21 protein-coding genes and 1 tRNA gene are annotated in these 25067 nt (G+C 27.8%); 18 read left to right on the plus strand and 4 right to left on the minus strand.

Going from position 1 to position 25067, the window contains the following annotated elements:
- Positions 1 to 27: 27 nt before the first annotated feature.
- The gene (locus ACZ5RS_RS01135) at positions 28 to 936 is read right to left on the minus strand and encodes a nucleotidyltransferase family protein (protein ID WP_464637035.1); all 909 of its coding nucleotides are present in this window, start codon (positions 934 to 936) and stop codon (positions 28 to 30) included.
- Positions 937 to 1109: 173 nt separating this feature from the next.
- Here ACZ5RS_RS01135 and ACZ5RS_RS01140 point away from each other — a divergent pair, with 173 nt between their 5' ends.
- The 5 genes from ACZ5RS_RS01140 (at position 1110) to ACZ5RS_RS01160 (ending at position 6841) form a co-directional block, all read left to right on the plus strand.
- On the plus strand, positions 1110 to 1418 hold the full coding sequence (locus ACZ5RS_RS01140) for an ArsR/SmtB family transcription factor (protein ID WP_464637036.1): 309 nt from the start codon (positions 1110 to 1112) through the stop codon (positions 1416 to 1418).
- 120 nt (positions 1419 to 1538) lie between these two features.
- Positions 1539 to 3383 (plus strand): heavy metal translocating P-type ATPase, encoded by a 1845-nt coding sequence (locus ACZ5RS_RS01145; RefSeq protein ID WP_464637037.1) that lies wholly within the window; start codon positions 1539 to 1541, stop codon positions 3381 to 3383.
- A gap of 78 nt (positions 3384 to 3461) precedes the next feature.
- Positions 3462 to 3535: transfer RNA gene (locus tag ACZ5RS_RS01150), tRNA-Asp, on the plus strand.
- Between the two features lie 227 nt (positions 3536 to 3762).
- Positions 3763 to 5886: a helix-turn-helix domain-containing protein gene (locus ACZ5RS_RS01155; RefSeq protein ID WP_464638967.1), complete on the plus strand. Its 2124-nt coding sequence runs from the start codon at positions 3763 to 3765 to the stop codon at positions 5884 to 5886.
- A 1-nt stretch (position 5887) separates the two neighbouring features.
- The gene (locus ACZ5RS_RS01160) at positions 5888 to 6841 is read left to right on the plus strand and encodes a serine hydrolase domain-containing protein (RefSeq protein WP_464637038.1); all 954 of its coding nucleotides are present in this window, start codon (positions 5888 to 5890) and stop codon (positions 6839 to 6841) included.
- Here the strand turns inward: ACZ5RS_RS01160 and ACZ5RS_RS01165 are convergent.
- Positions 6807 to 7829 (minus strand): pectinesterase family protein, encoded by a 1023-nt coding sequence (locus ACZ5RS_RS01165; protein ID WP_464637039.1) that lies wholly within the window; start codon positions 7827 to 7829, stop codon positions 6807 to 6809. The genes ACZ5RS_RS01160 and ACZ5RS_RS01165 overlap by 35 nt on opposite strands.
- Positions 7830 to 8085: 256 nt before the next feature.
- Here ACZ5RS_RS01165 and ACZ5RS_RS01170 point away from each other — a divergent pair, with 256 nt between their 5' ends.
- The 10 genes from ACZ5RS_RS01170 to ACZ5RS_RS01215 all read left to right on the plus strand — a co-directional run bounded on the left by ACZ5RS_RS01170 (position 8086) and on the right by ACZ5RS_RS01215 (position 20036).
- Positions 8086 to 9600, plus strand: a complete 1515-nt coding sequence (locus tag ACZ5RS_RS01170; RefSeq protein ID WP_464637040.1) for a type 2 periplasmic-binding domain-containing protein — start codon at positions 8086 to 8088, stop codon at positions 9598 to 9600.
- Positions 9601 to 9635: 35 nt separating this feature from the next.
- Entirely contained in the window at positions 9636 to 10646 is a 1011-nt protein-coding gene (locus tag ACZ5RS_RS01175; RefSeq protein WP_464637041.1) for an ABC transporter permease, read from the plus strand.
- A 13-nt stretch (positions 10647 to 10659) separates the two neighbouring features.
- Positions 10660 to 11511 (plus strand): carbohydrate ABC transporter permease, encoded by an 852-nt coding sequence (locus ACZ5RS_RS01180; protein WP_464637042.1) that lies wholly within the window; start codon positions 10660 to 10662, stop codon positions 11509 to 11511.
- Positions 11512 to 11514: 3 nt separating this feature from the next.
- Positions 11515 to 12192, plus strand: a complete 678-nt coding sequence (locus ACZ5RS_RS01185; protein WP_464637043.1) for a rhamnogalacturonan acetylesterase — start codon at positions 11515 to 11517, stop codon at positions 12190 to 12192.
- Between the two features lie 10 nt (positions 12193 to 12202).
- Positions 12203 to 13672 (plus strand): glycoside hydrolase family 43 protein, encoded by a 1470-nt coding sequence (locus tag ACZ5RS_RS01190; RefSeq protein WP_464637044.1) that lies wholly within the window; start codon positions 12203 to 12205, stop codon positions 13670 to 13672.
- Positions 13665 to 15029, plus strand: a complete 1365-nt coding sequence (locus ACZ5RS_RS01195) for an MATE family efflux transporter (protein ID WP_464637045.1) — start codon at positions 13665 to 13667, stop codon at positions 15027 to 15029. The genes ACZ5RS_RS01190 and ACZ5RS_RS01195 overlap by 8 nt, the downstream gene beginning before the upstream one ends.
- A 9-nt stretch (positions 15030 to 15038) precedes the next feature.
- On the plus strand, positions 15039 to 16151 hold the full coding sequence (locus ACZ5RS_RS01200; RefSeq protein WP_464637046.1) for a glycoside hydrolase family 88/105 protein: 1113 nt from the start codon (positions 15039 to 15041) through the stop codon (positions 16149 to 16151).
- Positions 16151 to 17719, plus strand: coding sequence for a glycoside hydrolase family 28 protein (locus tag ACZ5RS_RS01205; protein WP_464637047.1), 1569 nt, complete (start codon positions 16151 to 16153; stop codon positions 17717 to 17719). The genes ACZ5RS_RS01200 and ACZ5RS_RS01205 overlap by 1 nt, the downstream gene beginning before the upstream one ends.
- Positions 17719 to 18573 (plus strand): sugar phosphate isomerase/epimerase family protein, encoded by an 855-nt coding sequence (locus ACZ5RS_RS01210; protein ID WP_464637048.1) that lies wholly within the window; start codon positions 17719 to 17721, stop codon positions 18571 to 18573. The genes ACZ5RS_RS01205 and ACZ5RS_RS01210 overlap by 1 nt, the downstream gene beginning before the upstream one ends.
- A gap of 152 nt (positions 18574 to 18725) precedes the next feature.
- A complete protein-coding gene (locus ACZ5RS_RS01215; RefSeq protein WP_464637049.1) occupies positions 18726 to 20036 on the plus strand; it encodes a dicarboxylate/amino acid:cation symporter in 1311 nt (436 codons plus the stop codon).
- Between the two features lie 54 nt (positions 20037 to 20090).
- On the opposite strand, the gene ACZ5RS_RS01220 is transcribed toward ACZ5RS_RS01215, so the two are convergent.
- Complete coding sequence (locus ACZ5RS_RS01220) at positions 20091 to 20483, minus strand: PH domain-containing protein (protein WP_464637050.1); 393 nt, start codon at positions 20481 to 20483, stop codon at positions 20091 to 20093.
- A 50-nt stretch (positions 20484 to 20533) separates the two neighbouring features.
- Positions 20534 to 20713: a 4Fe-4S binding protein gene (locus tag ACZ5RS_RS01225; RefSeq protein ID WP_464637051.1), complete on the minus strand. Its 180-nt coding sequence runs from the start codon at positions 20711 to 20713 to the stop codon at positions 20534 to 20536.
- 179 nt (positions 20714 to 20892) lie between these two features.
- On the opposite strand from ACZ5RS_RS01225, the gene ACZ5RS_RS01230 reads away from it, so the two are divergent.
- The 3 genes from ACZ5RS_RS01230 (at position 20893) to asd (ending at position 25001) form a co-directional block, all read left to right on the plus strand.
- Positions 20893 to 22863, plus strand: coding sequence for a PAS domain-containing protein (locus tag ACZ5RS_RS01230; RefSeq protein ID WP_464637052.1), 1971 nt, complete (start codon positions 20893 to 20895; stop codon positions 22861 to 22863).
- 297 nt (positions 22864 to 23160) lie between these two features.
- Positions 23161 to 23574 carry a flavodoxin domain-containing protein gene (locus ACZ5RS_RS01235; protein WP_464637053.1) on the plus strand — a complete coding sequence of 138 codons (414 nt, stop codon included), beginning with the start codon at positions 23161 to 23163 and terminating at the stop codon, positions 23572 to 23574.
- 401 nt (positions 23575 to 23975) lie between these two features.
- Positions 23976 to 25001 (plus strand): aspartate-semialdehyde dehydrogenase, encoded by a 1026-nt coding sequence (gene asd, locus ACZ5RS_RS01240; RefSeq protein ID WP_464637054.1) that lies wholly within the window; start codon positions 23976 to 23978, stop codon positions 24999 to 25001.
- Positions 25002 to 25067 lie beyond the last annotated feature (66 nt).

Below are 25067 nucleotides of genomic sequence, written 5' to 3' on the forward strand. Positions count from 1 at the left end.
TTAGGAGAGTATCTAAAAAGGGGTATACTATTTTTCCCAAAGTTTTTCAGGATAGTAGCCTTCTTCAATTTTTTTAGCTAATTCTTTTTTTACATTAGCTCTATCTTCACTATAAGTCATTCCAAACCATTTTTCATTTGTAGTATAGAATTTTAATTTACCTTGATTAGTTTTTACAATTTCACTAGCGCCTTCAGGTAAATAACTTTCTGATTTTTCACTTTCAATATTTTTACTAATAAAATCATCCCAGAATTTATCAAATACTTCAAAAGCTGAAGGAGCAAAACCAAAGAAATTCATTGAAACCCACTCGTCTCCTTTCATTTCAATATCTTTGCCATCAAGATGACTAATTATAGTATCTCCAACATACTCAATCTTAGTATTTTCTTTCATACTTACTAAATAATCATCTTTTACAGTACAAACAGCTCTAGAAACACTACCAGACTTACTCATAGTATTTTTTAATACATAGCCTACCATAGCATGCTCTCTACTACCTTCTTCTAAAGAAGATAAGTGCTTAGCTATTATTTCAAAAGCTTCTCTACCATAATAATCATCACTATTAATTACACAAAAAGGTTCATTAATAACATCTTTTGCACACAAAATAGCATGGATAGTACCCCAAGGTTTTTTTCTATCTTTGCTTAAAGATTTTTGCTCATCAGTTAATAAAGAATCTATAGATTGGAAAACATATTCAGCTTCCATATTTCTGCTTACTCTATCAAATATTCTTTCTTTAAAATCTTTCTCAATATCTTTTCTTATGATAAATACAACTTTTTTAAAACCTGCTTGTAATGCATCATAAACGCCAAAATCTAATAAGGTTTCACCATTCTTACCTACTGAATCAATTTGTTTAACCCCACCATAACGGGATCCCATACCAGCAGCTAAAACAACTAATGTTGGTTTCATAGAACACTCCTAAATATATTACTATACAGTTGGCTATAGTTTATCAATTAATATTTGCCCGGTCAAACCAATTATTCTAATTGAACAAATTTTTAATTACTTTGTACAAATTATAAATTACTAGACAGTCAATAATTATTAATAGTACAATAAATATATATAGGGGAAAACAAATGATCGAAAAAAATTTAGTTAAAACGGACTTTGATTCTTGTTGCTTATTTTTTAAAGTGCTAGGGGACCCAACAAGAATGAAAATTATTTTGGAACTTGCTACTGGACCGTTATGTGTTAACGATTTAACCAAAGCATTAGAAATGGAACAATCAGCAATATCACACCAATTAAAAATACTGAAAGAAGCAAAAGTAGTAAAATCTAAAAAAATAGGAAAAAATGTTTTTTACTCTTTTGACGATGACCATGTTGAAAAAATTATTTCAATTGCAATTGAGCATATTAATCATAAGAATGTAGAATAACAGGCTTGACATATGAACTAACATTCATATATAGTCAAATTGTAAGCAACATTAACTTAGCTTATATATTTTTTACATTTATATATGAATATTTATTCATATATAAAAAGAAGGGGAATCATGTTTAACACAAGAGTAAAAAGAATTATTATTTCTTTTATACTATTCATACTAGCATTAACAATTTTAAAAGATTACAAATTATATGTAATGTTAATTTCTTATGTTATAATAAGTTATGATATAATATTTAAAGCAATAAAAAATATCATAAAAAGAGACTTTATGGATGAAACCTTCTTAATGGCTATTGCATCCATTGGTGCTTTTATAATTGGAAGCTCAAGTGAAGGTGTTGCTGTAATACTATTTTTCCAAATTGGTGAAGCTTTTGAACACTATGCTGTTGATAAATCAAAAAAATCAATTAAAAGCTTATTAAAGTTAAAAAGTGAAGTAGCCCATTTAGTTAAAGAATATGAAACCATTGATACAGAACCAGAGAGAATATCAGTTAATGATATAATTTTAGTAAAACCTGGGGAAAGGATTCCTCTAGATGGAATAGTAATTGATGGAAATTCTTCTTTAGATGTATCTCCATTAACAGGAGAAGCTCTCCCCTTAGATGTTAGTCCTAATACTAAAGTGTTGAGTGGCAGTTTAAATATATCCTCTCCACTAAATATTAAAGTTACAAAAGTTTATAAAGACTCAACATTATCTAGAATTTTACAATTGGTAGAATCTGCTACTGAAAAGAAATCTAAAAATGAAGTATTTATTAAGAAATTTGCAAAGTATTATACTCCAATAGTTGTTTATTCAGCCTTACTATTAGCAACTATTCCTCCATTATTTAATACAGGACTTCCCTACTCAACTTGGATATATAGAGCCTTAATGTTCTTAGTTGTATCTTGTCCTTGTGCTTTTGTAGTTTCAATTCCTCTATCTTATTTCAGTGGTATTGGAGCAATTTCAAAAAAAGGTATTTTAGTAAAAGGTAGTGTTTATCTTGAAAGACTTGCAACTATAGATACTATTGTATTCGATAAAACAGGGACCCTTACAAAGGGAAAATTTAAAATTAATGATATTAAGTTAAATAATATAGAGAAAACTGAATTATTAAACTATGTAGCAAGTGTTGAAAAATTATCAAACCACCCAATAGCTAAATCTCTTGTAAAAGAATATGAAGGAATTAAAAACAATCGAGAAGATTATAAAGCAAAAGATTTAGAAGAAATTGCAGGTAAAGGTCTAAAAGCTACAGTAAATAATAAAACAATATTAGTAGGTAAAAAAGAACTTTTAAGTGATAATAATATAGAAATAAAAACTTATGAAGATTTAGATGAAACTAATACCTTTATATACATTGCAGTTGATAATGAATTTAAAGGCCTTATCGCAATTGGAGACGAGATAAAGAAAAACAGTAAACACGCTATTGAAGAACTCAAAAAACTAAAAATTAATAATTTATTAATGCTTAGTGGAGATAACTATAATAATGCTCAAAAAGTATCAAACCAATTAGAGTTAAGTGGATTTAAATCAAATCTATTACCAGAAGAAAAGGTTAAAGAATTAGAAATTATTATAAAGAATAATAATTCTGTTGCTTATATAGGGGACGGAATAAATGATGCCCCTGCTCTAGCTATGAGTAATGTTGGAATCTCTATGGGTGCTATGGGAAGCGATGCCGCAATTGAAGCAAGTGATGTAGTAATAATGGGGGAAGAAATAAACAACTTAGCCTCAGTTATAACTCTAGCAAAAAAAACAATGAGAATAGTTAAGGAAAATGCTTTCTTTGCCATTGGAGTTAAATTTTTAGTTATGATATTAGGCGCTTTAGGAATTGCTAATATGTGGGCTGCGGTTTTTGCTGATGTTGGGGTAACCTTCTTAGCCATATTAAATGCCCTAAGATTATTAAGCTTTAAAAAATAAAAATATAAATTAATTAAGTTTTTTTATATTTCCTATTGACAAGAAATGATAAATTCTATAGTTTATCACTTGTCCTTTGGGGGCGTAGCGAAGATGGTTATCGCGTCGGCCTGTCACGCCGAAGATCGCGGGTTCGATCCCCGTCGCTCTCGAATTTCAATCCTTACTTTTTTTTAAGTAAGGATTTTTTTTAATCAAATCAACCTTTATTTACTCTACTAATATGTTATAATACTTATTGTTTGATTATAATAATCTAAAAATTAAGGAACTTGCTACATTGTTAAAAAATAAATTTTTCTTTACCCGCGAAGGATTTAATACGCACAAAGAATCTCTATTAAAAATACTATTAATAAATAGTATCATCTTTGTGTTAATGCAAGCTTTATTTATTTGGACTCTATCAAGCACCTTAGGCAATATTAAAAAAGAATTCTGGAATCAAGAGGGTAAAATTTTTCAAAAATCAGTCTCAATAATTGATACTGATATTAATTTAATGAATGCATATTGCAAAGATTTAGCTCAATCCTCTGCTTTCTATAGATTAACACAATTTGAAGATAGTAATGCTAATAATTTTTATTACTCAGCTATGAAAGTAAAAAATAGTTTATCTACAAATATTTATACTGCTGGAGATTTACCTATAAAGCATTTTTTCGCATATCTTTGGAATACTGATTATGTTTTATCAAATAATAGATTCGACTCCTCTTCCCTTTTCTATAATGGAATCCAAAGCTATCCTGATGGATATCAAAAAGAATGGGAACAAACTTTAAAAGATGATTCAATAATATATTCTTTTTATGATGTTGATAAATTGACTAACTCTAGTAATGAAGAATTTTATTATGCAGTTAATATGAATAAAATATCTTATAAAAAGATGCCTGCAACAATAGTCTTCTCAATTAGTTTAGATGAGGTTAAGAATAAATTTTCTTCCCTTTTACAAGACGGATGTGAAATTGTAATTTTAAACAAAGATAATTACCCTATTTTAAATCTTAAAGCAAATGAAAATAAAACTATTAATTATTCACTCTCTCAATTAATAAATTCTAGTGATGATGAAATCAAAATTGATAATACAAAATATCATATTAATAATATTTCATCAGAATCATTAAAATGGAAATTTATATTAATCCAACCTGCCTCTTTAGCAAAGCAACAAATTGTAACTTACCAAAAGATTTCTTATGTAATAATTGCAATAACTGCATTATTAGGTATTTTATTAATAATTTATCTAATTGGAATAAGTCTACAACCATTAATGACCTTAGATACTCAATTACAAACAGTTCAAGGGGATAAAGACAAACTTGAGACCTTTATAAATGATAGAACTCCTATCTTATATAAAACATATGTTAGGGAAATTATGCGAGGCTTAATAGTACGTGGAGAAGAACTTAGAACTGCAAGAGATTTTTTAAACTTAAATAATCCAGCTATTAGATATTTAGTTTTATATGTAATTGCTTATAACAATAGCAATGAAACTTATAATAAAAATGATTTTGATAATGCAATTGTAAATGAATTATATAAGGAATTTTCTCTTAACAATAAATTATATTTCTTCTCTCCTGATGAAAGAGCCTATGCCCTTTTATTACCTTTCACAAATGATGAAGAAGAGTATAAAAAAGAAGTCGAAAATAAACTTATTTTAGCTAATAAAAATCTATTAAATGATTCAGCTATTTGGATCTTCGGTGGAATTGGTGGAACTTGTGATAAACTTAAGAGAGTTTGGACAATTTACCAACAAGCTAGAACTGCAGCACAACTGGTAAAAAGTGGAAAGATTTTTAATACCTACACAATCAGTGAAAAAGAATTTGAACAATATTACTACCCAACTGAAGTTGCAGAGCAATTAACCTATTTTATTACGAAAAGCAATGAACACCAAGTAAAAGAACTCTTTGAATTAATTAATAGAGAAAACTTTACTAATAGAAGACTATCAAGCGAAATGGTAGCTTATTTAATTAATGATATAAAAAATACTATTATCAAATGTAGACTTTTAATTAATGACAATAAACAAGAAGATAATAAAAAATTAATCAGTACAATAGATAGGAAATTACAATCTCAATTAAGTATCTCAACATTAGAGCATATTTCGCAAAAATTATGTGAGTTATTTGATATAAATAATGATAATGAAACTTTAATTGAATCAATCCAAATTTATATTAAAGAAAATTATCAAGATCCATCTCTTTGTTTAACTAAGATTGCTGATGAATTCTTAATAAGTGAAAGCTATGTATCTCATCTATTTAAAAAAGAGAAAAATATTAACTTCTCAACATTCTTAGAAAAATTAAGATTAGATGCAGCAATGAAAATATTAAAATGTAAGAATTGTAAAGTCTCTAATCTTTATAAACAAGTGGGTTATAATAATCCAACCTCATTTAGAAGAGCTTTTAAAAAGCGTTATGGTGTACCACCTAGCTCAATAAGGAACTAATATGCTCAATTATAATACTTTAGAAAGAATTGATACTAATTCATTAAATACTTTAAAAAGAAGCTATAAAGATTTTTATGAAAGTTTAAAAAATAATAATATTGAATTACATAGTTTTGCACTTATAAAAGATGATAAATTATTATTAGAAGAATATACAAACTTTCAAAAAGAAAATGACTTACACAGAATGTACTCTATAACTAAAAGTGTTATTTCAATTGGTATTGGATTATTAATTAAACAAAATAAAATTAAGCTTGATGATAAAGTATATACCTATTTTAAAGACAAAATAGATGAAACCACTGATAAAGAAATTTTAAATATGAGCATTGAAAATTTACTTTCAATGCAAACTTGCTATAATAAAACAACTTACAAAAAAGATTTATCTTTCGATTGGGTAAAAAGTTTTTTCATAAGTGAAGTTGATCACAAATGTGGAACTGTTTTTAATTATGATAGTTCAGGCTCTCATGCTCTTTGTGCATTAATAGAAAGATTATCAAATAAAAATCTAATTGATTTTATAAATGATAATCTATCTCCTTATTTTTCTTTTAGTAAAGATGCCTACATGCTTAAAGATCCATTTGGAATATCCATGGGAGCAAGCGGGCTTATGTGTACCACAAGGGATTTAATAAACTTTGCTCTCTTTTTAAAAAATGATTGCTATAATTTAATTGATTTAGATTATTTTAAAAAAGCTACCACAAAAGTTGTTGAAACAAAAGATAGAGTAAATCATGAATTCGAAACTTACGGATATGGATACCAATTCTGGGTTTCAAAGCATGATGGCTATTTTTGTTACGGTAAAGATGGCCAATTAATAATTATTATTCCAAGTCAAAAATTCATAGCAATAACTACAGCTGATACTAGAGATATACAAGGCTTATTTGATCATATCTTTAAATATTTTCTATATCCGCTATCCAATCTTTAGGTTTTGCTAAGTTAAAGTATTCAAAATAATTATTTATATAATCTTTTTTTTCAGCTTCCCTTAAAACATGAGACCAATTAACTCTATTATCAAAAACATCACTAGCTGAATCTAGGGCAAAATAAGAAGTACTGTGGGCAATTTCTTTATTCCAGTCATGAAAAACTTCATCCTTAATTATATAAGGATTAATATTGCAATCAATAAAAACAGCTTTTGCACCTATTCTCCAAGGTCTAGCTAAATAAACAGATTTTTCATCAACATCCCCACTTATCATACACTTATAAAATAAATAGCCAAATTCTAAATCTTGAGTTGTACAAGGTGCAGCAATATAACCTTTTGTATCTCTATCTTTATTATCGTCGATTACAAAAATTGAGCAATTATCAAATAAAGCTGTAGCTCCCCCAAAAATAAAATCAATATTTCCAATAATTGAACAATCTTTATATAATTGCCTACAATGTTTTCTTGGATAAATAGCTTGAGGACCTAAGCCTTTATTACTTCCTGTTTTATCAGCTTGAGGTAAAGGAGCTGTAAATAATGTATCTTGATTTGCTTTTAAAATACAATTCTCAACTTTTATATTATCTCCATCAGAATAAAGAGCAACACACTGACCATTATCCTTTCCATTTCCTGCAGAATTCTCAATTGTTAAATTTCTTAAAGTAATATTATCTCCATCTAAATGAAGTGTAGCAGTTCTAAAAGTCCCCCGAATATTTCCATCATCCATAATTTCTAAGGCTCTATAGTTATTTGAAATAATACAATTTTTAAAATTAGATCCTTCAATTATTAGATTACTTATATCAACTTTTATTCTTTCTTTATAAAATCCATCTAATATGTTTATTTTTATTAAGACCTTTTCATCTTGCAATCTAACTTCTTTTGCACTATTTAATGCTTCATAAATAGTATTAAAGCAACCATTTTTGTCTTTTGACACAGTAAATTCTTGAATTCTTTCCAATTTAGTACACTCTCTCGTTTTTTTAATTTCTTATCTGATAAAGATATCCTTTATACAAACATCTATCAAGAAACAAATTTTGTTCAATGATACAAATTTTGCTATTTAGCTCTTTATATCCTAAAAAAATATATGTAAAATTTTTAACAATTATTGTATTAATTTTCAAAAATTGTTTCTTGTCTTAGTACAATTTCTAAATTATGGTCAAATACGTGCCAAAGAAAATTTGGAAATTATCAAAAAGGAGTTACTTATGAAAGTAAAAAGATTAATCACTTTTACTTTAATTTTATTAGCAAGTTTTTCTATCTTTGCTAATGGTTCTAGTGAAAAAGACTCTGCTGCTTCAAATGAAGTTGTAGATGCTGACGGTATTGTAAAACCAAAACAAATTACAATTATGGTTGATTCAACTGTATTTACAAAAGCAAACGATAGAGATGCTTTTGAAGCAAAGTGGGAAGAACTAACTGGTATTGATTTAAAATTTATCCAACCTGATCATGATGCATATTATGATGTAGTAGGACAAACTCTAGCTAGTGGCGATTGGCCAGATGTTATTTTATTAAACTCTGTTTATTATGCTGGTTACGCTTCAGAAGGTGTTCTATGGGATATGACTGATGCTTATGAAAATTCAGAACTAAAAACTAGAGTTACTAGTCCATCTACAATTGAAGGATTAAAGCTTGACGGTTCATTATATGGCTTTAGCCCTACTCGTGGTAATGGTTGTATTACATATATCAAGAAAGCTTGGCTTGATAATGTTGGACTAGATGCTCCAACCAATTATGCTGAATATTTAAATATGTTAGATGCTTTTACAAATGAAGACCCTGATGGAAATGGTATTGATGGAGACACTTATGCAATCTCAGCAGCTGGTTTAATCGGTAAAGAAGCTCCTTATATAAACTACTTACCTAACTTCTACCAAGATGCTTATCCTAGTTTCTATAAAAATGCTAATGGCGAATGGGTTGATGGATTTACAGAACCTTCAATGAGAGCTGCATTAACTAGATTAAAATCTGCTTATGAAGCTGGATATATTGATAAAGAAAGTTTAACAAACGGAACTAAAGACTGTAGAAATAAATACTATGAAGACAAATTTGGTGTATTTACTTACTGGGCAGGAGTTTGGGCAAGTAACTTATCAACAAACTTAATCGCTCATGGTCATGATGGCGAATTAATTGCACTACCACCAATCAAAGAAACTGGTACATATGTTGAACGTGTTGCTCCAACTTGGTGTATCACATCATCTTGTGAAAACCCTGAAGGCGTATTCAAATATTTCATTGAAACCATGCTTGATGGAAAAGATATGCAATTCTTATGGACATATGGTGTTGAAGACGTTCACTGGTCAACAAAAGCTGAAACAGTTTGTGGAAACACATACACAGAAGGTCAATTCCATGGTAGAGAAAGCTTAGAATTAAAAGGAACTCAATATAAAAAACATCATATTGATCCTCTATTAGCTGTTGCTCCATTAGAAAATGATCCAAAAGCATTATCACAATTAATTATTGATTCTTCAACTACATTTAACAATAACTCGCGTCCTGCTCAAATCGTTGTATCTACTGATGAAATGTCACAATACAATGGAGATTTAACAACTCTTAAAAATGAAATCGTTGCTCTTGTTGTTACTCAAGGAATGAGTGTAGAAGATGGAATGAAAAAATTCGAATCTGATGGTGGACTAAAATGGTCTAACTTAATCGTAGATTCACTAAATAAATAAAAAACTAAGACCTGGCTATAGGAGTGCAAGAAACAATGGAAAAAGGGAAACTCGGTATAGAATTAAACTATTCTAATCGCAAGAAAGAGAAAGAAGCCTCTAAAAGATTATTAAGAGCGTCTAATGAGACTTCATTGAAATCTCAATTATATAAGTACAGATATTTTTATCTGATGTTTTTACCGGTAATGATATTTGCAATTATCTTCTTTTACGTTCCTATGGCCGGTGTTATTTATTCCTTTACTAGTTATAAAGGAATAAGAGCACCAGAATTTGTAGGTTTAGCTAATTTTAGAAAAATGTTTCAAATGCCAAACTTCTGGACAGCATTTAGAAATACTTTAGAAATCAGTGTTGTTAAATTACTATTAAATACAGGGTTAGCAGTTATTATTTCACTTTTATTAAATGAAATTACAAGCTTAAAGTTTAAAAAGGTATCTCAAACAATAATTTATCTACCTCACTTTTTATCTTGGGTTGTAACAGCATCAGTATTTACATTAATCCTATCTCCTTCTAATGAAGGCTTAGTAAACCAAATATTACTATCCCTTGGATTAATTTCAAAAGGTAATGAAATATATTTCTTAGGTAATCATGAACTTTGGAGAACTAGTTATTATATAATTAACATTTGGAAAGATAGTGGATGGGGAACAGTTATTTTCTTAGCAACATTAGCAGGGATTAATCCTTGTTTATATGAAGCAGCAGCAATTGATGGTGCTGGTAGATTTAAAAGAATGACTGCTGTAACTCTCCCAGCTTTATCAAATACAATTATTACTGTATTAATTCTTAATTTAGCTAAAATTATGAATCTATTTGAATCGGCATTTGTATTGCAAAACGATGCAGTTATGAACACAGCAAACGTTTTACAGACATATATTTACTACCAGACCTTTAATAGTGGGGCTATTCCAGATTATGGATATACAACTGCAGTTGGTTTATTTAAATCAGTAGTTGGTTGTATTTTGGTTTTAACCTGTAACTACATAAGTAAGAAAACACGCGAAGGCCGTGGAATAGTATAAGGAGCTGATTATTATGAAGAAAAAAACCTCATTAAACAAAACCTCTGGTTTTGATGTATTTAATACAATATTATTTATAGTTGTCGGCTTAATAATGCTTATCCCATTATATAAAGTGTTAATTGACTCTTTTGACTTAATGTCTGCTTATGGTATGAGATTAATTCCTAAGAAATTTGGATTTGATGGATATATTTCTGTATTTACAAACCCTACCCTTTATAGACCATTATTAATTTCAATATTTACAACCTTAGCAGGTACTTTATTAGGGTTAACACTTTCAACAGTTGGTGGCTTTGTATTAATTCAATGGAAAATGCCAGGAAGAAACTTTTTTGCAAATTTTTTATTATTTACTATGATATTTAACGGTGGTATGATTCCAACTTATTTAGTTATTAGATCTTTACATCTAACTAACTCTTTAGGTAGTGTTATCTTATTCCCAGCATTAAATATTTACAATTTAGTATTAATGAGAAACTTCTTTGAAGGAATCCCTCAAAGTTTATATGAATCAGCAGAATTAGATGGATGTACTCCAATGCAAACCTTCTATAAAATTGTATTACCACTTTCAAAAGCAGCTTTAGCATCAATCGGCTTATTATTTGCTGTTGCTTATTGGAATGATTATACAAACTATAAATTATACATAACTGATTCAAGTCTATATAACTTCCAAATGAAACTTAGAAGTATAATGATGGGTTCAGATTTACCTGGAGCTGTTGGTTCTGCAACAGAAAATACTGTTAAAAGTGCAGCAATTATAATTGCTATCCTTCCATTTATGATTTTATATCCTTTCTTACAAAAATACTTTGTAAAAGGTATGAATTTAGGTTCAGTTAAGGAATAGATAATGTCAACAATATTTTGGGCAAGTGATTCTACTGTTGCTTATAATAGTATAAAAACATATCCACAAACAGGTATGGGGCAAGTTATAAATCTATTCTTAAAACCCTCAATAAAGGTTAAAAACCATGCAAAAAATGGAAGAAGCACAAAATCCTTTATAGATGAAAATTTATTAATGCCGATATATTTCAATATAAAAGAAAATGATTTTCTCTTTATTCAATTTGGACATAATGATGAAAAAAAATCTGATCCAAATAGATATACAGATCCTCAAACTACATATAAAGAGAATCTAAAAAAATATATCAATGTAGCAACAAATAAAAAAGCTTTTCCCCTCCTTATAACCCCGCTTGAAAGACGTTGGTTTAAAGATGGGAAACTGTTAACTAGCGATCATGGACCTTATGTAAAAGCTATGAAAGAAATAGCTAAAGAAGAAAATGTCCCTTTAATTGATTTGTTTTCATTAAGTAGAAAATTAATTGAAGATTTAGGGGACAATAATAGCAAAAAATTATTTATGCAATTAAAGATAAATGAGTTTAAAAATTTCCCTAATGGCTTAGATGATAATACCCATTTAAGATATGAAGGAGCAATTGTTTTTGCTCAAATAATTGCTGAAGAATTAGCAAAGTTAAAAGCACCTTATAAAGATTTACTATTAGAATAAAAGGAATTATATGAAATACTTTAATCCTATTATATTTGCGGATTATTCAGACCCAGATGTAATAAAAGATGAAAATGCATTTATTATGACAGCTTCAAGTTTTAATTACATCCCTGGTCTTCCTATCTTAATCTCAAAGGATTTGGTTAATTGGGAATTAAAAAACTACGCAATAAAGAAATTAAATTATGAAAAATATAATCTCCCTTGTTACTCACATGGAGTTTGGGCACCTTCTATAAGAAAACACAACAACACATTTTATATCTTCTTCGGCATGCCCGATGAAGGTATTTTTGAAGTTCATACCAAAAATCCCTTAGGGGATTGGAGTGAACCTCATTTAGTAAAAAAAGCAAAAGGCCTAATTGATCCTTGCCCCTTCTGGGATGAGGATAAAGCTTATATAGTTCATGCTTATGCAAAAAGTAGGATAGGATTTAAAAGTATCTTAGGTATATTTGAAATAGATAAAGATACTAATGAAGCTATAGGGGAAGATAAACTTCTATATAACGGGATTGAAACAAATCCAACTATTGAAGGACCAAAAGTATATAAAATAAATGATTATTATTATATTTTTGCCCCAGCTGGTGGTGTAGCAACTGGTTGGCAAACAGTATTGAGAAGTAAATCCATTACTGGCCCTTTTGAAGAAAAAATAGTATTAGCACAAAATAATACTAATATTAATGGACCTCACCAAGGTGCTTTAATAAAAGATAATAATAAATATTGGTTCATTCATTTTCAAGATAGAGATATTTATGGCAGAATTACTCATTTACAACCTGTAATTTGGGAAAATGATTGGCCCATAATTGGAGAAAAGGGCTCTCCAGTTCTCTCTTATGATAAAGCAGATATAAAAGAAAATATATCGATAGAACATCCTTCCAGTGATAATTTTTCTAATGAAGAATTATCTCTTCAATGGCAATGGAGTGCAAATTTTCAAGAGAATTTTTTTAAGATTAAAGAAAATAAGTTAATACTTAATTCCATATATGTAGAAAATGGAAATTTCAAAATTGAAAAATACCCAAACATACTAACTCAAAAGATTATTTATAACTCTTTTGATGTTGGTGTTGATACTGACTTTTCAAATTTACTAAATGAAGAAGAAGCGGGGTTAGCTTTTGTTGATAGAGTTAATATCTCAATTTCACTAAGGAATACTGATGGTACATATTACCTATATTTAAATGATAAGTTTGATAATAAACTTTTATGTGTTTTAGAAGATCCAAAAGATTTAACACATTTATCAATGAAATTAATAGAAAATAATAAAAACTTAGAATTTTCTTACACTATAAAAAATAAAACTACAACTATAAATCACCCATTATATGAGCAAATAACAAGTTGGGTTGGATTAAAAATTGGTATTTATTCTATTTCAAATCACAATAATGTTGATATGGGATTTGCTGAATTTATGAAATTTAAGGTAAGGAAAATAAATGCATAACAGTAAAGATTTTCAAAAAAAACTTGAAAGTGATAGCATTTTTTCTCCCATAATTACTCTTGCCCTCCCTATTACAGCCACAAGTTTTATTCAAACTTTATATAATTTAGTTGATACCTATTGGCTCGGTAGATTAGGCACGAATGAACTTGCTGCAATAAATTTAGTAACGCCAATACAACAAACAATAATATCATTTGGCTCAGGAATAACCATAGCTGGAGCAATATTACTATCTCAAAATATTGGAGCAAATAAAATAAAAACAGCAAATAAAATTGCTGGGCAAATATTCTCTTTTTCTTTACTCTTTGCCTTATTAAGTTGTTTTATCATCACATTATTCTCAACAAACATATTATTATGGCTTGGAACTAATGATGCCCTATTTGATTATAGTAAAACTTATCTAATCTTAATTTTACTGGGAATGCCTTTTTTATATTCTCTAAACATCTATACGGCAATTAATCAATCACAGGGTGAAAGTTTTTACCCCATGTTAATCAATTTATTAGGAACAATAATTAATATTATATTAGACCCTTTATTAATTATAACTTTTGATTTGGGAGTTTTCGGTGCCGGAATTGCAACTCTTTTAGCAAAAGGAAGCTGTTCAATAATAGCAATAATTATAATGTTTAAATCTAAAAAAGAAGTAAAACTTAAAACTAAAAATTTGAAATTAGAAAAACAGATACTAAGCAAAATAATAAAACTGGGAATTCCTCTTTCAATAGGAAACTCTGCTATGCAATTTGGCTTTATTCTTATGAGCAAAATTGTCTTAGTTTATGGGGCAACTGCTATGGCAGCCTATGGAATAGGAAATAAAATTAATGGACTAATCTCATTACCAGTACAAGGTATTAGTTCAGCTCTTTCAACGGTTGTTGGGCAATATGCTGGTAAAAATAATAAAGTAAAAATTGAAAAATCTTATATATTAGCTAGAAGAATTTGCTTCATATTCTTAGTAATTGGCGGAATAATTTTATCTAGAGATTTTGTGTCAAAATCTATAGTTAGTATTTTCACCAAAGATCCACAGGTAATAAAAATGGGATCAGAATTTCTTGCCATACTAGCTATTTTCTGTTTTACAAATGCTATTCACAATACTACCAAAGCTGTATTTAACGGTGAAGGTTATACAAAAATAGCAGTATTTACAGACGTACTTAGAATTTGGATTTTTAGATTTTCTAGCATTTATATATTAGAAAGATTTTTTAATTTAGGGGTAAAAAGTATTTGGTATTCAATTGTAATAAGCAATGGATTATCTGCACTGTTATCTTTAATCATATATTTAACAAAATTTAAAAATAAAGAACTACAAATTAAAATATAGGAGAGTTATATGGAATTAGCTAATGAATTTATCACAAATTATTTAAAAGATTATCAACCTACAACCAACAAATGGAATTATGAAGATGGATGTGTTTTAAGGGGTGCAAAATTAATATATGAACAAACACAAGAAGATTTATATTACAACTTCATAGAAGATTATTTAAAAATATATATAAATGAAGATGGTAGTATAAATTACTATGATTTAAAAGAATACAATATTGATAAGATAAATTGTGCAAAAATTCTAATTTTCATGTATGAAAAAACTAAAGAAGAAAAATATAAAATAGCTTTAGAAACCTTTAGAAAACAAGTAGAAACTCAACCAAGATGTAAATGTGGTAATTTTTTCCATAAAGCTATATATCCATACCAAGTATGGTTAGATGGTGTTTATATGGCATTACCTTTTTTCATGGAATATGATACTAAATTTGGAAAATTAGAACATTATCCTGATATTTTAAACCAATTTGAAAATGTTGAAAAGTTTTTATATAACGAAGAAAAAGGGCTACATTATCATGGTTATGATGAAAATCATTCAATCTTTTGGTGTGATAAAGAAACTGGCTGTTCCAAAAACTTCTGGTTAAGAAGTATTGGCTGGCATTTAATGGCTTTAGTAGATGTTATATCATTGATAAACAAAGACATCTATGATGATTATAGAAAATATATAGAATTATACAGAAAAGCTTTGGATGGAATTTTAAGATATCAGGATCAAAAAACAAAACTTTTTTATCAAGTTGTAGATCATCCTGATTATAAAGGGAACTATTTAGAAACTTCAGGTAGTCTAATGGTTGCCTACTCAATAATCAAAGCTTGTAATCTAAGAATTATAGATAGTGAAAAATACTATAAAATTGGAAAAGAAATTTTTGATAGTATTATAGAAAATAAAATTAAAAGAAAAAATGATAAACTAGTGCTAAGTGATAACTGCGCTGTTGCAGGACTTGGTCCTTATGATAACTTAAGAAGAGATGGAACAATTGATTATTACTTAAGTGAACCAATTACTGATGATGATAAAAAATCTGTTGGAACTTTTTTAATGACATATGCTCAAGTATTAGAATATGAGAAAAATTGGAGATTTAAATAATGCATATTGAAATACTATCAACTACTTCTTCAAGTATCACATATGAATTATGTATTAACAAAATATATGATGCTCCAAGTATTGAAGTAAAAATATATAAAGCTGAGAAACTTATACAAACTACAAATACTACTAAAATTATAAACACTTTTTATAATTTGGAAAAAGATAGTGAATATAAAATTGTCGCCGAGTTTAATTCTAATCAGTTAATAAAAGAAAATATTAAAACTGATTTTTCAAAACACACTCTTGATGTAAGAGACTTTGGTGCAAAAGGTGATGGTAAACAAAATGCCACACCTTTTATCCAAGCGGCAATCAATGTAGCTCCTAAAAACTGTAGAATAATTATCCCTGAAGGAACATATTTAATTAACAGTCTTTTTTTAAAAAGTAATATTGAATTTGAAATATGTAAAAATGCTAATTTAATTGCTGATACAAATAAAACACACTACCCTTTTTTCCCAGATATGGTAGAAGATTATAATAATAATGATTTTGAATATTTAGGTTCTTGGGAAGGAAATCCGTATAAAGCATACTGCTCAATAATAAATGCTATTAATGTTGAAAACGTAAAAATCTTTGGAGAAGGGACAATCAATGGTCAAGCTTCTTTTGAGAACTGGTGGAAAGATCCCAAACATAAAGAAAATCATATAGCAAGACCAAGATTATTCTTTGCTAATCATACAAATAATATATTAATTGAAGGCCTTAAATTTACTAATAGCCCTTCTTGGACAATTCATCCATTAAATTCAAAGAATGTAAAAATAATAAACACAAAGATTTTAAATCCTGAAATCTCACCTAATACTGATGGTATAGATCCTGAATCTTGTGAGAATTTATCAATAATTGGAGTTCATTTTTCATTAGGCGATGATTGTATTGCTATTAAAAGTGGAAAAATCTTTATTGCAAATCATAAAGGCCTTCCTTCTTCAAAAATTACTATTAGGCAATGTTTAATGGAAAATGGACATGGAGCAGTAACTTTAGGCTCTGAATTAGCTTGTGGTATTTATGATGTACTAGTTGAAGATTGTAAATTTAAAAATACAGATAGAGGACTTAGAATAAAAACTAGAAGAGGTCGTGGAGAAAGAGCCATTATTGATAATATAATTTTCAATAAAATAAAAATGGATGGAGTTAAAATACCTTTTGTAATTAACAGCTATTATTTTTGTGACATTGATGGTCATAGTAATTATGTTCAAACCAGAGAAAAACTCCCTATCGATTCAAGAACCCCAAACATTAAATCTCTAACTTTTTCAAATATTGAAGCAATAAACTGTGAAATTGCTGTTGCTAGTATTGAGGGCTTAAGTGAAAAACCAATAAATAAAATTTCTTTTAAAAACATAGAAGTAAATTTTAAGCAAGAAGCAAAAGAAGCATTTGCAGCAATGAATGACAAAGCAATTCCTATTAAAAAAAGAGGCTTTATTATAGAAAATGTAAATCAAATCGAAATGAATAATATCAAAATTTCTAACTATGAAGGTCCAAAAGTATTAATAAATGGTAAAGAAAATGAGGAGTTATTTTAATGTATGAAATTGGTTTTAGAGCTCATGATTTAGGAAAGTTTAATGATGTTGAAACTTTTAATGAAGCTTTATTAAAAAACAATTGTCCCAAAAATATTCAATTAGCGCCAACAAAGCTTTTTAGTAATATAGATCAAATCAGCTATCAAGATGAAAAATGGGCATTAAAAACTAGTGAAGATTTAAAGAAATACAATATAAAAGTAAGTATTTTAGGCTGCTATGTTAACCCATTATTAATCGATATAGACAAAAGAAATCTAATGATCAATAACTTTAAAAGATCTATCGAAATTTCAAAATTGTTTAATAATACAATTGTAGGCACAGAAACAGGCACTGATAAAAATGCAAGAGAATTAAATATAACTGAGGAAAAACGAATTAATCAATTCTGGAATTTCTTAGAAACCATATTAACAGTTGCTATTAAAAATAATTCTCAAATTGCAATTGAACCTGTTGCAGGGCATACAATCAATAATTTTGAAACCATTGATAAAATGCTAGATAGATTTAATTGTGATAATTTGAAGCTTATTTATGACCCAGTGAACTTTATTCCAACAAAAAATAATATAAAAAATGAAGATTATCTAAAAAAAGAAACACAAATCAAATTATTTGACACCTTTTTTAAAAAATATCACAAAAAAATTTGTGCTGTACATATGAAAGATTTTTTAATGATTAATAATGTTAAAAAAGGTGATTTATCCTTATTTGAAGGAAGATTATTTGTCAATGAATTCATAAAAGAAATGACCAAATATAAAATAAAATCACCTCTATTACTAGAAAATGTAAATATTAAGGAAATAAATAATATTGTAGCAAATTTAAACAAAATTTAGCCCTAAAAAAAAGTTATAAAAATTTTTTTTAATGGCTATATTAAAATTTTGCACTCTGCTAAAATCAAACAAAAAAAAATTGCAAATTTTAATAATCGTGTGTTACTATTTGTAATTGTTAGTAAGTAAATATTTATTTATGGAGGGTTTTTATGGCAAAAGAAGCTCCTGTTAAAAAGAACAGGCTATTCAGTTGGTATTTCAATTTCAATCTATTGTACAGAATCTTAATTGGTTTAGTTTTAGGTGCAGTAGTTGGTATCATTTTAGCAGCAAGCGGAATTACTGCAATTCCAGGCTGGTTACAATTTCTTGGGGATATATTTGTTAGACTATTAAAAATGATTTTAATACCTATTGTTTTATCAACATTAATAGTTGGATCTGCTTCAGTTTCTCCAGCTAATCTTGGTAAAGTTGGTATCAGAGTTGTTGGAATTTATCTATTAACATCTGCTGTTGCTGTTGCTATCGGTTTGATTATGGGATTAATTTTCCAACCTAATGCACAAATTGCTGCTACAATGGCTGCTGAAGCTGCTGGAAAAACTGCTGATGTTTCAATTTGGAATACACTAGCTGAAATTATTCCAAAGAACATTTTCTCTGCGTTAACTTCCGGCACAATCTTACAAATCATCTTCTTTGCAATTCTATTCGGTATTGGTCTTTCTTATCTTAAGATTTCTGATGACGAAAGATTAAACAGAGTTGGAAATATTATATTTGATTTCTTTGATGGTTTCGCTGAAGTAATGCTTAGAATGGTTAAAGGCATTATGGAATATGCTCCAATTGGTGTATTTGCATTAATTTGTGGCGTATTCGCAAAACAAGGTGCTGCAGTTGCTGGTTCTCTAGCAGTTGTTACAGTTGCTTGTTTCTTAGGTTATTTATTACATATCCTATTAGTATACTCAAGTATCTTAAAAATTGGAAAAATAAAATTATCAACATTCTGGAAATCTGCAAGAAATCCATTTGTTACTGCATTTGTAACACGTTCTTCAAGTGGTACATTACCTGTAACTATTGAAGCTGCTAAAGAATTAGGTATTAAAAAAGAAGTATATTCTTTCTCACTTCCTTTAGGTGCAACAATAAACATGGACGGAACCGCAATCTATCAAGGTGTATGTTCAATCTTTATTGCTTTATCTGTTGGTCACGGTTTATTCGGTGCTGGTGATTTAGGAATTATTGTTTTAACTGCTACTTTAGCTTCTATCGGTACAGCAGGTGTTCCTGGTGCTGGTGCTATTATGTTAGCAATGGTAATGCAACAAGTAAGAATGCCAATTGAACCTGGTACAGCTATTGCTGGTGCTTATGCATTAATCTTAGGTATTGATGCTATCCTAGATATGGGAAGAACAGCTCTTAACGTATTTGGTGACTTAACTTGTACTTCATTCGTTGCTAAGAAACTTGGCATGTTAGAAGAAGATTCAATTATAAAATAATAATAATCATTTTATAAATATAATCCCTTTGGTCTTCCAAAGGGATTTATAATTTTACTCTTCATATTGTTTTATTGGTTGTTCCATTGCCCATAAAAATAAATCAATTATTCTTTTCTGAGTATTCTTAAAAAGAAAGCTTTGCTCTTTTGTATTAAAAGAAAACCAAGAAGAAAAAAATTTTTCTTTAGCTTGATAATCAACAACAGCTTTTCTTTTTACTATTGTGCTTTCTGCAGATCCAATAATAGGAATAAATAAAATTATTATTCTATAATCAGTTATACAAACTAATCTTCTTTTTCCATCAAAGATTGCTGTAGCCATAAAATTGATTTGCTCATCAATATATAATAATGAGGCTAATGGTTTTAATTCTTTTTTAAAACCATATAAATCATAGATATATAGTTCTTGCAATCTTAAAATAATATCGTTTTTTTCCATATAATTATATTAACATATTTTCATATCAATAAAAAAGAAAATTTAAAATATTATCTAGAAAAAGAACCATAACCACAAACTCTTAAACATCTACCACAATCAATACACTTTGATTGATCAATTGTAGGAGCTGCAAAACCCTTTTGAATTATTGCACCTGTAGGACAGAATCGAACTGCTGGGCAAGGATGGTTTTGTGGACAACGATTTGGATTAACTTTAATTGACATAATTTTTCTCCGTTATTTTATTAAAATTTACATATAACACTAATAAATAGAAAAAAGATAATTTAGTCTGTAACAAACTCACAAATAATCCCTTTATAATATAAGTGGTATAGAAATAAAATAAGACTTACAAATTTACTTTTCGCATGCTACTATTAAAAAAATTTGAGAAACATAAAATGATTAATAAAAAAGAAAATGCTCTATTAATAATAAAAAATTTTTGTAATGCTTTTTATATCGAAAGAGATATAGAAAAATCACTAACATATTTATCAGAGGAATTAGCATGGACTGGCCCAAATAAAAAGACCGTAATAACAACACATGAAAAAGTAAAAGCAATATTTTATGTGGATATTTCATTAATAAATTCAAGCTTTGATTTAGAAGAAACCTCAAATACTACATTTAAAATAACTGATAACGTTTATAACATAAACTACATTTTTAGATTATCAAATACAGCAAATAGACTTGATCTACATATAAATCTTTATGCAACAATAGTCTATAAAAAAAATGTAGGAAAAATTAGTTCAATAAAATTTGAATACCTTGATAAACCAGATTTTCAAACAAATTATACAATTCAACATTCTCAAGGTGGTCTAATTGTAGCAAATTATATAAATAAAGATTTTTTAAGTGTCGAACTAATAAACCAACAGTTTTCATCAATCTTTAAATTAGATGAAGAAGAGCAAAAAAACTTTATATCTAAAAATTTATTTGATTATATTTATAAAGATGATTTACATTTGGTTAAACAAACCCTCTTTATAAACTTTAACACAAGCATGCCCTTCTCCTGTAATTTTAGAGTAAAACGCAATAATTCATATATTTGGATTGTTACTATCGTTACCAAAAACAAACAAAACGGAGTTGAAAAATTTTATATAATGGCGAGACCTACTGAAAGTTCTGAAGTAGCCAATAAACAAATTGAGAATCTAAAAAGCACAAAAGATATTGAAAAAATTAGCATTTCTGGTACACATAGAAATTTATTAGATGATAAATTAACTATTGAGGATCTAAGTTCTGAATTTTGTAATTTATTAAATTATTCAAAAAAAGACCTTATAAAATTTACTCATAGAAATTTTACTAAGTTAATACATAAAGAAGATATTGAGTATGTATTAAAAACCTACAATAAATTAAAGACTAATCGTCCCAAAAAGTATCTTGTTTATCGACTAATAAATAAAAAAGGTAATTCAGTTTGGATAAAAGAAAACATATCGATTTCAAAATCAAATGAAGAAGCTACACATACTTATTCTATAGTTGAAGAATTAAAATACTTAAACAGCAATAATTCAGCAAACTTAAATAATGGGAATTATAATACAAATACAATAAAATCTAAATTTGTTGTTATTGATCTTGTTAATAATAAGTTTGAAACTACTGCATTTGAAAATACTCAAATAAAATTTGTAAATAAGTATGTGCAGGATCTGCCAAATTCATTAATAGAAAAAAATATTATCTATAAGGACGATGTAAAAAGTTTTTTGGATTTTTATAATAACTCATTAAAAACGCATAAAAATATTTGGAATGGTAGAATAAATCTAAAAAACAATAAGATTGGATGGTTTCAAATATTAAGCTATACATTATTTAATAATAAAATGCCAATCAAAGCTCTTTGTACAATTATAAGCATTGAGAATCAAAAACTTTTATTTAGCAAATTTAATAAATACCAAGACTTAATTAAATTAATAATTTCAGAATTTGAATTTTTAGCGGAATATGACTTATTAGAAAATAAACCAATATTCATGTATTCACCTAAAGAACCAAAAGACTTTTATGAAAATAATAAAACCTGTAATCTAGATTTTTTAAATGATAAAATTATTCATCATGATTATGTACAACAATTATTTCAATTAAAAAATGATAATTTAAATTATGCTCTAAATGGCATTTTACCTCAGGATCATGAGATTGAAATAAGGTACAGATCAATTACAAACCGTTTTGAAGGCTATCAATGGGGAAAATTTAAATTTATTTATAAATTTGATGAGCAATCAAAGCACCTTCATTTACTTATATTAATGAAAAATATAAATGAAAATAAAAAAAATGAATTAATGCTTTTAAATAATATTACAAAAAATAATTAATTAAAAAAAAGACTATTGACAAAATTGTTAAATGGTTCTAATATACAAGCATAAGTTACATATTGCTAACAAATAACTACTTACAGATGTTATTTTTATTTAGTATTATTAATTTGTCACTCCATTATTTTTCCCTGTTGTATGGTGACTATTACAAAATAGTCACCATATTTTTTTATATTACAAAGATTTAATTAATAGAACAGTTATAAAACTTGACTTTTAGGATTATTGATATTAATATATCTATTGTTATACACAACTAACTAAAATTCTGTTTTTTAAAGGAGATTAAATATGAAGTCAGTAGTAGTTTATTGGTCAATGACAGGAAATACTGAAGAAATGGCAAAAGCTATAAAAGATGGGGCTGGTGATAATTGCGATATATTTGAAGTAGGAAACACCGATGCTCAAACAATTGCAGGTTATCAGGCTATAGCTCTTGGTTGCCCTGCTATGGGTGATGAAATTTTAGAAGAAAATGAATTTCAACCTTTTTTTGATGAATTGTTACCAAAGCTAAAAGACCAACAGGTATTTTTATTTGGATCATATGATTGGGGAGATGGACAATGGATGCAAAATTGGGAAGAAATTTGTACATCAAATAAAGTTAAATTATCTTATGATAGTATAATTTCTAATCTAGAACCTGATGAAAACACTATAAACGAATTAAAAAAAATTGGGGAAAATTTTTCAAAATAAAATAAAAAAAGTTATAAAATACTCTATTAAAAATTAAAATAGAGTATTTTTTTTGTTTAATATCCTAAAATGTTAATATTATTACTTTAATTTTTCTAATTTGATGTTTTCACAAAAAAAGAACTATAAATTTTTATTATTAACTAAATACCTTTATTCTATTGCTTTAAAACAGTTGATTTACTATATTTTACATATTAGTTAGTTACCTATTAAATAGGCAATTTTGTTTTTAAAATTAATCTCTAGCGTTTAATATAATAAACTTTTATGTTTATATAATAACATTTTGTAAATTTGTTAACATTTTTCTTTTAAATGTATTGATTTTTTAACTAAAAAAATATAATGTATTAAAAAATCGATAAAAATACAGGGGTAATACCCGATAAGGAAATGACATGGAAAAAAAGATTAATGTAGCTGTAATTGGCGCAACTGGTGCTGTAGGTCAGGTATTTATGTGGATGCTTGCTGATCATCCTTGGTTCAATGTAGCTTATGCTACTGCTTCCGCTTCTAGAGTTGGATTAGCTTATTCACAAACAACTCATTGGATTCTTCCTCTTGAAATGCCTAGTTCAATTAAAGATATTAAAATGCAAGAATTTAACTTTGATTCTATGAAAGAAGCTAATGTTCAAATTGTTTTTTCGGCTTTACCAGCAACAGTTGCTAGAGAAGCAGAACCTCAATTAAGAGCTCATGGTTTCTATGTATTCTCAAATGCAGCTGCAATGAGATATGATTCAAATGTTCCAATTTTAATTCCTGAAACTAACTTAGAACAATTAGACTTAATTAGAGATCAAGGTTATCCTAACACAGGTTTCTGTGTAACTAATGCAAACTGTGTAACTACAGGTCTTGCTATGGCTTTGGCTCCATTAAGAAAGTTCAATATAAATACAATTCATATTAATTCATACCAAAGTGTTAGTGGTGCGGGTTATCCAGGTTTATCTTCATTAGATATTACTGATAACTGTATTCCTTTTATCAACGGTGAAGAAGCAAAAATTGAAAAAGAAATTAAAAAGATTCTTTCAATTGACCCTGAAGTTTATGCTTTCACAGTTAGAGTTCCTGTCATGTTCGGGCACTTAGAAACTGTATGGATTGAATGCGATGAAGATGTAAATGAAGAAGATATAATTAAAGCATGGGATGATTTCAAAGTTGTAACTGATCTACCTTCTACTCCAGCTCAACCTGTAGTATTTAGCAGTGAACAAACTTTCCCACAACCAAAATATGCATTCTGGGGCAATCCTAGAGGTATGGTTGTTTATACTGGTAGATTACGCAAAAAGGGCAATAAAATTGGTTTTGCTCTTATGGTTAACAACATCGTAAAGGGAGCTGCAGGTGGTTCAATCCAAAACGCTGAAGCTTTTGTAAGAGAATACGGTTTGTTAGAAGAATAAAAAATAATATATTAATCTAAGGAGTCTTTCATTGAATACCTTGAGATATTTACTTGAAAGATCAAA

This window comes from Pleomorphochaeta caudata, from assembly GCF_055395745.1.

Excerpts from the sequence above, each read along its gene's own strand:
- ACZ5RS_RS01135 (WP_464637035.1), bottom strand. The coding sequence starts at position 936 with ATGAAACCAACATTAGTTGTTTTAGCTGCTGGTATGGGATCCCGTTAT.
- ACZ5RS_RS01140 (WP_464637036.1), top strand. The coding sequence starts at position 1,110 with ATGATCGAAAAAAATTTAGTTAAAACGGACTTTGATTCTTGTTGCTTA.
- ACZ5RS_RS01145 (WP_464637037.1), top strand. The coding sequence starts at position 1,539 with ATGTTTAACACAAGAGTAAAAAGAATTATTATTTCTTTTATACTATTC.
- ACZ5RS_RS01155 (WP_464638967.1), top strand. The coding sequence starts at position 3,763 with ATGCAAGCTTTATTTATTTGGACTCTATCAAGCACCTTAGGCAATATT.
- ACZ5RS_RS01160 (WP_464637038.1), top strand. The coding sequence starts at position 5,888 with ATGCTCAATTATAATACTTTAGAAAGAATTGATACTAATTCATTAAAT.
- ACZ5RS_RS01170 (WP_464637040.1), top strand. The coding sequence starts at position 8,086 with ATGAAAGTAAAAAGATTAATCACTTTTACTTTAATTTTATTAGCAAGT.
- ACZ5RS_RS01175 (WP_464637041.1), top strand. The coding sequence starts at position 9,636 with ATGGAAAAAGGGAAACTCGGTATAGAATTAAACTATTCTAATCGCAAG.
- ACZ5RS_RS01180 (WP_464637042.1), top strand. The coding sequence starts at position 10,660 with ATGAAGAAAAAAACCTCATTAAACAAAACCTCTGGTTTTGATGTATTT.
- ACZ5RS_RS01185 (WP_464637043.1), top strand. The coding sequence starts at position 11,515 with ATGTCAACAATATTTTGGGCAAGTGATTCTACTGTTGCTTATAATAGT.
- ACZ5RS_RS01190 (WP_464637044.1), top strand. The coding sequence starts at position 12,203 with ATGAAATACTTTAATCCTATTATATTTGCGGATTATTCAGACCCAGAT.
- ACZ5RS_RS01195 (WP_464637045.1), top strand. The coding sequence starts at position 13,665 with ATGCATAACAGTAAAGATTTTCAAAAAAAACTTGAAAGTGATAGCATT.
- ACZ5RS_RS01200 (WP_464637046.1), top strand. The coding sequence starts at position 15,039 with ATGGAATTAGCTAATGAATTTATCACAAATTATTTAAAAGATTATCAA.
- ACZ5RS_RS01205 (WP_464637047.1), top strand. The coding sequence starts at position 16,151 with ATGCATATTGAAATACTATCAACTACTTCTTCAAGTATCACATATGAA.
- ACZ5RS_RS01210 (WP_464637048.1), top strand. The coding sequence starts at position 17,719 with ATGTATGAAATTGGTTTTAGAGCTCATGATTTAGGAAAGTTTAATGAT.
- ACZ5RS_RS01215 (WP_464637049.1), top strand. The coding sequence starts at position 18,726 with ATGGCAAAAGAAGCTCCTGTTAAAAAGAACAGGCTATTCAGTTGGTAT.
- ACZ5RS_RS01220 (WP_464637050.1), bottom strand. The coding sequence starts at position 20,483 with ATGGAAAAAAACGATATTATTTTAAGATTGCAAGAACTATATATCTAT.
- ACZ5RS_RS01225 (WP_464637051.1), bottom strand. The coding sequence starts at position 20,713 with ATGTCAATTAAAGTTAATCCAAATCGTTGTCCACAAAACCATCCTTGC.
- ACZ5RS_RS01230 (WP_464637052.1), top strand. The coding sequence starts at position 20,893 with ATGATTAATAAAAAAGAAAATGCTCTATTAATAATAAAAAATTTTTGT.
- ACZ5RS_RS01235 (WP_464637053.1), top strand. The coding sequence starts at position 23,161 with ATGAAGTCAGTAGTAGTTTATTGGTCAATGACAGGAAATACTGAAGAA.
- asd (WP_464637054.1), top strand. The coding sequence starts at position 23,976 with ATGGAAAAAAAGATTAATGTAGCTGTAATTGGCGCAACTGGTGCTGTA.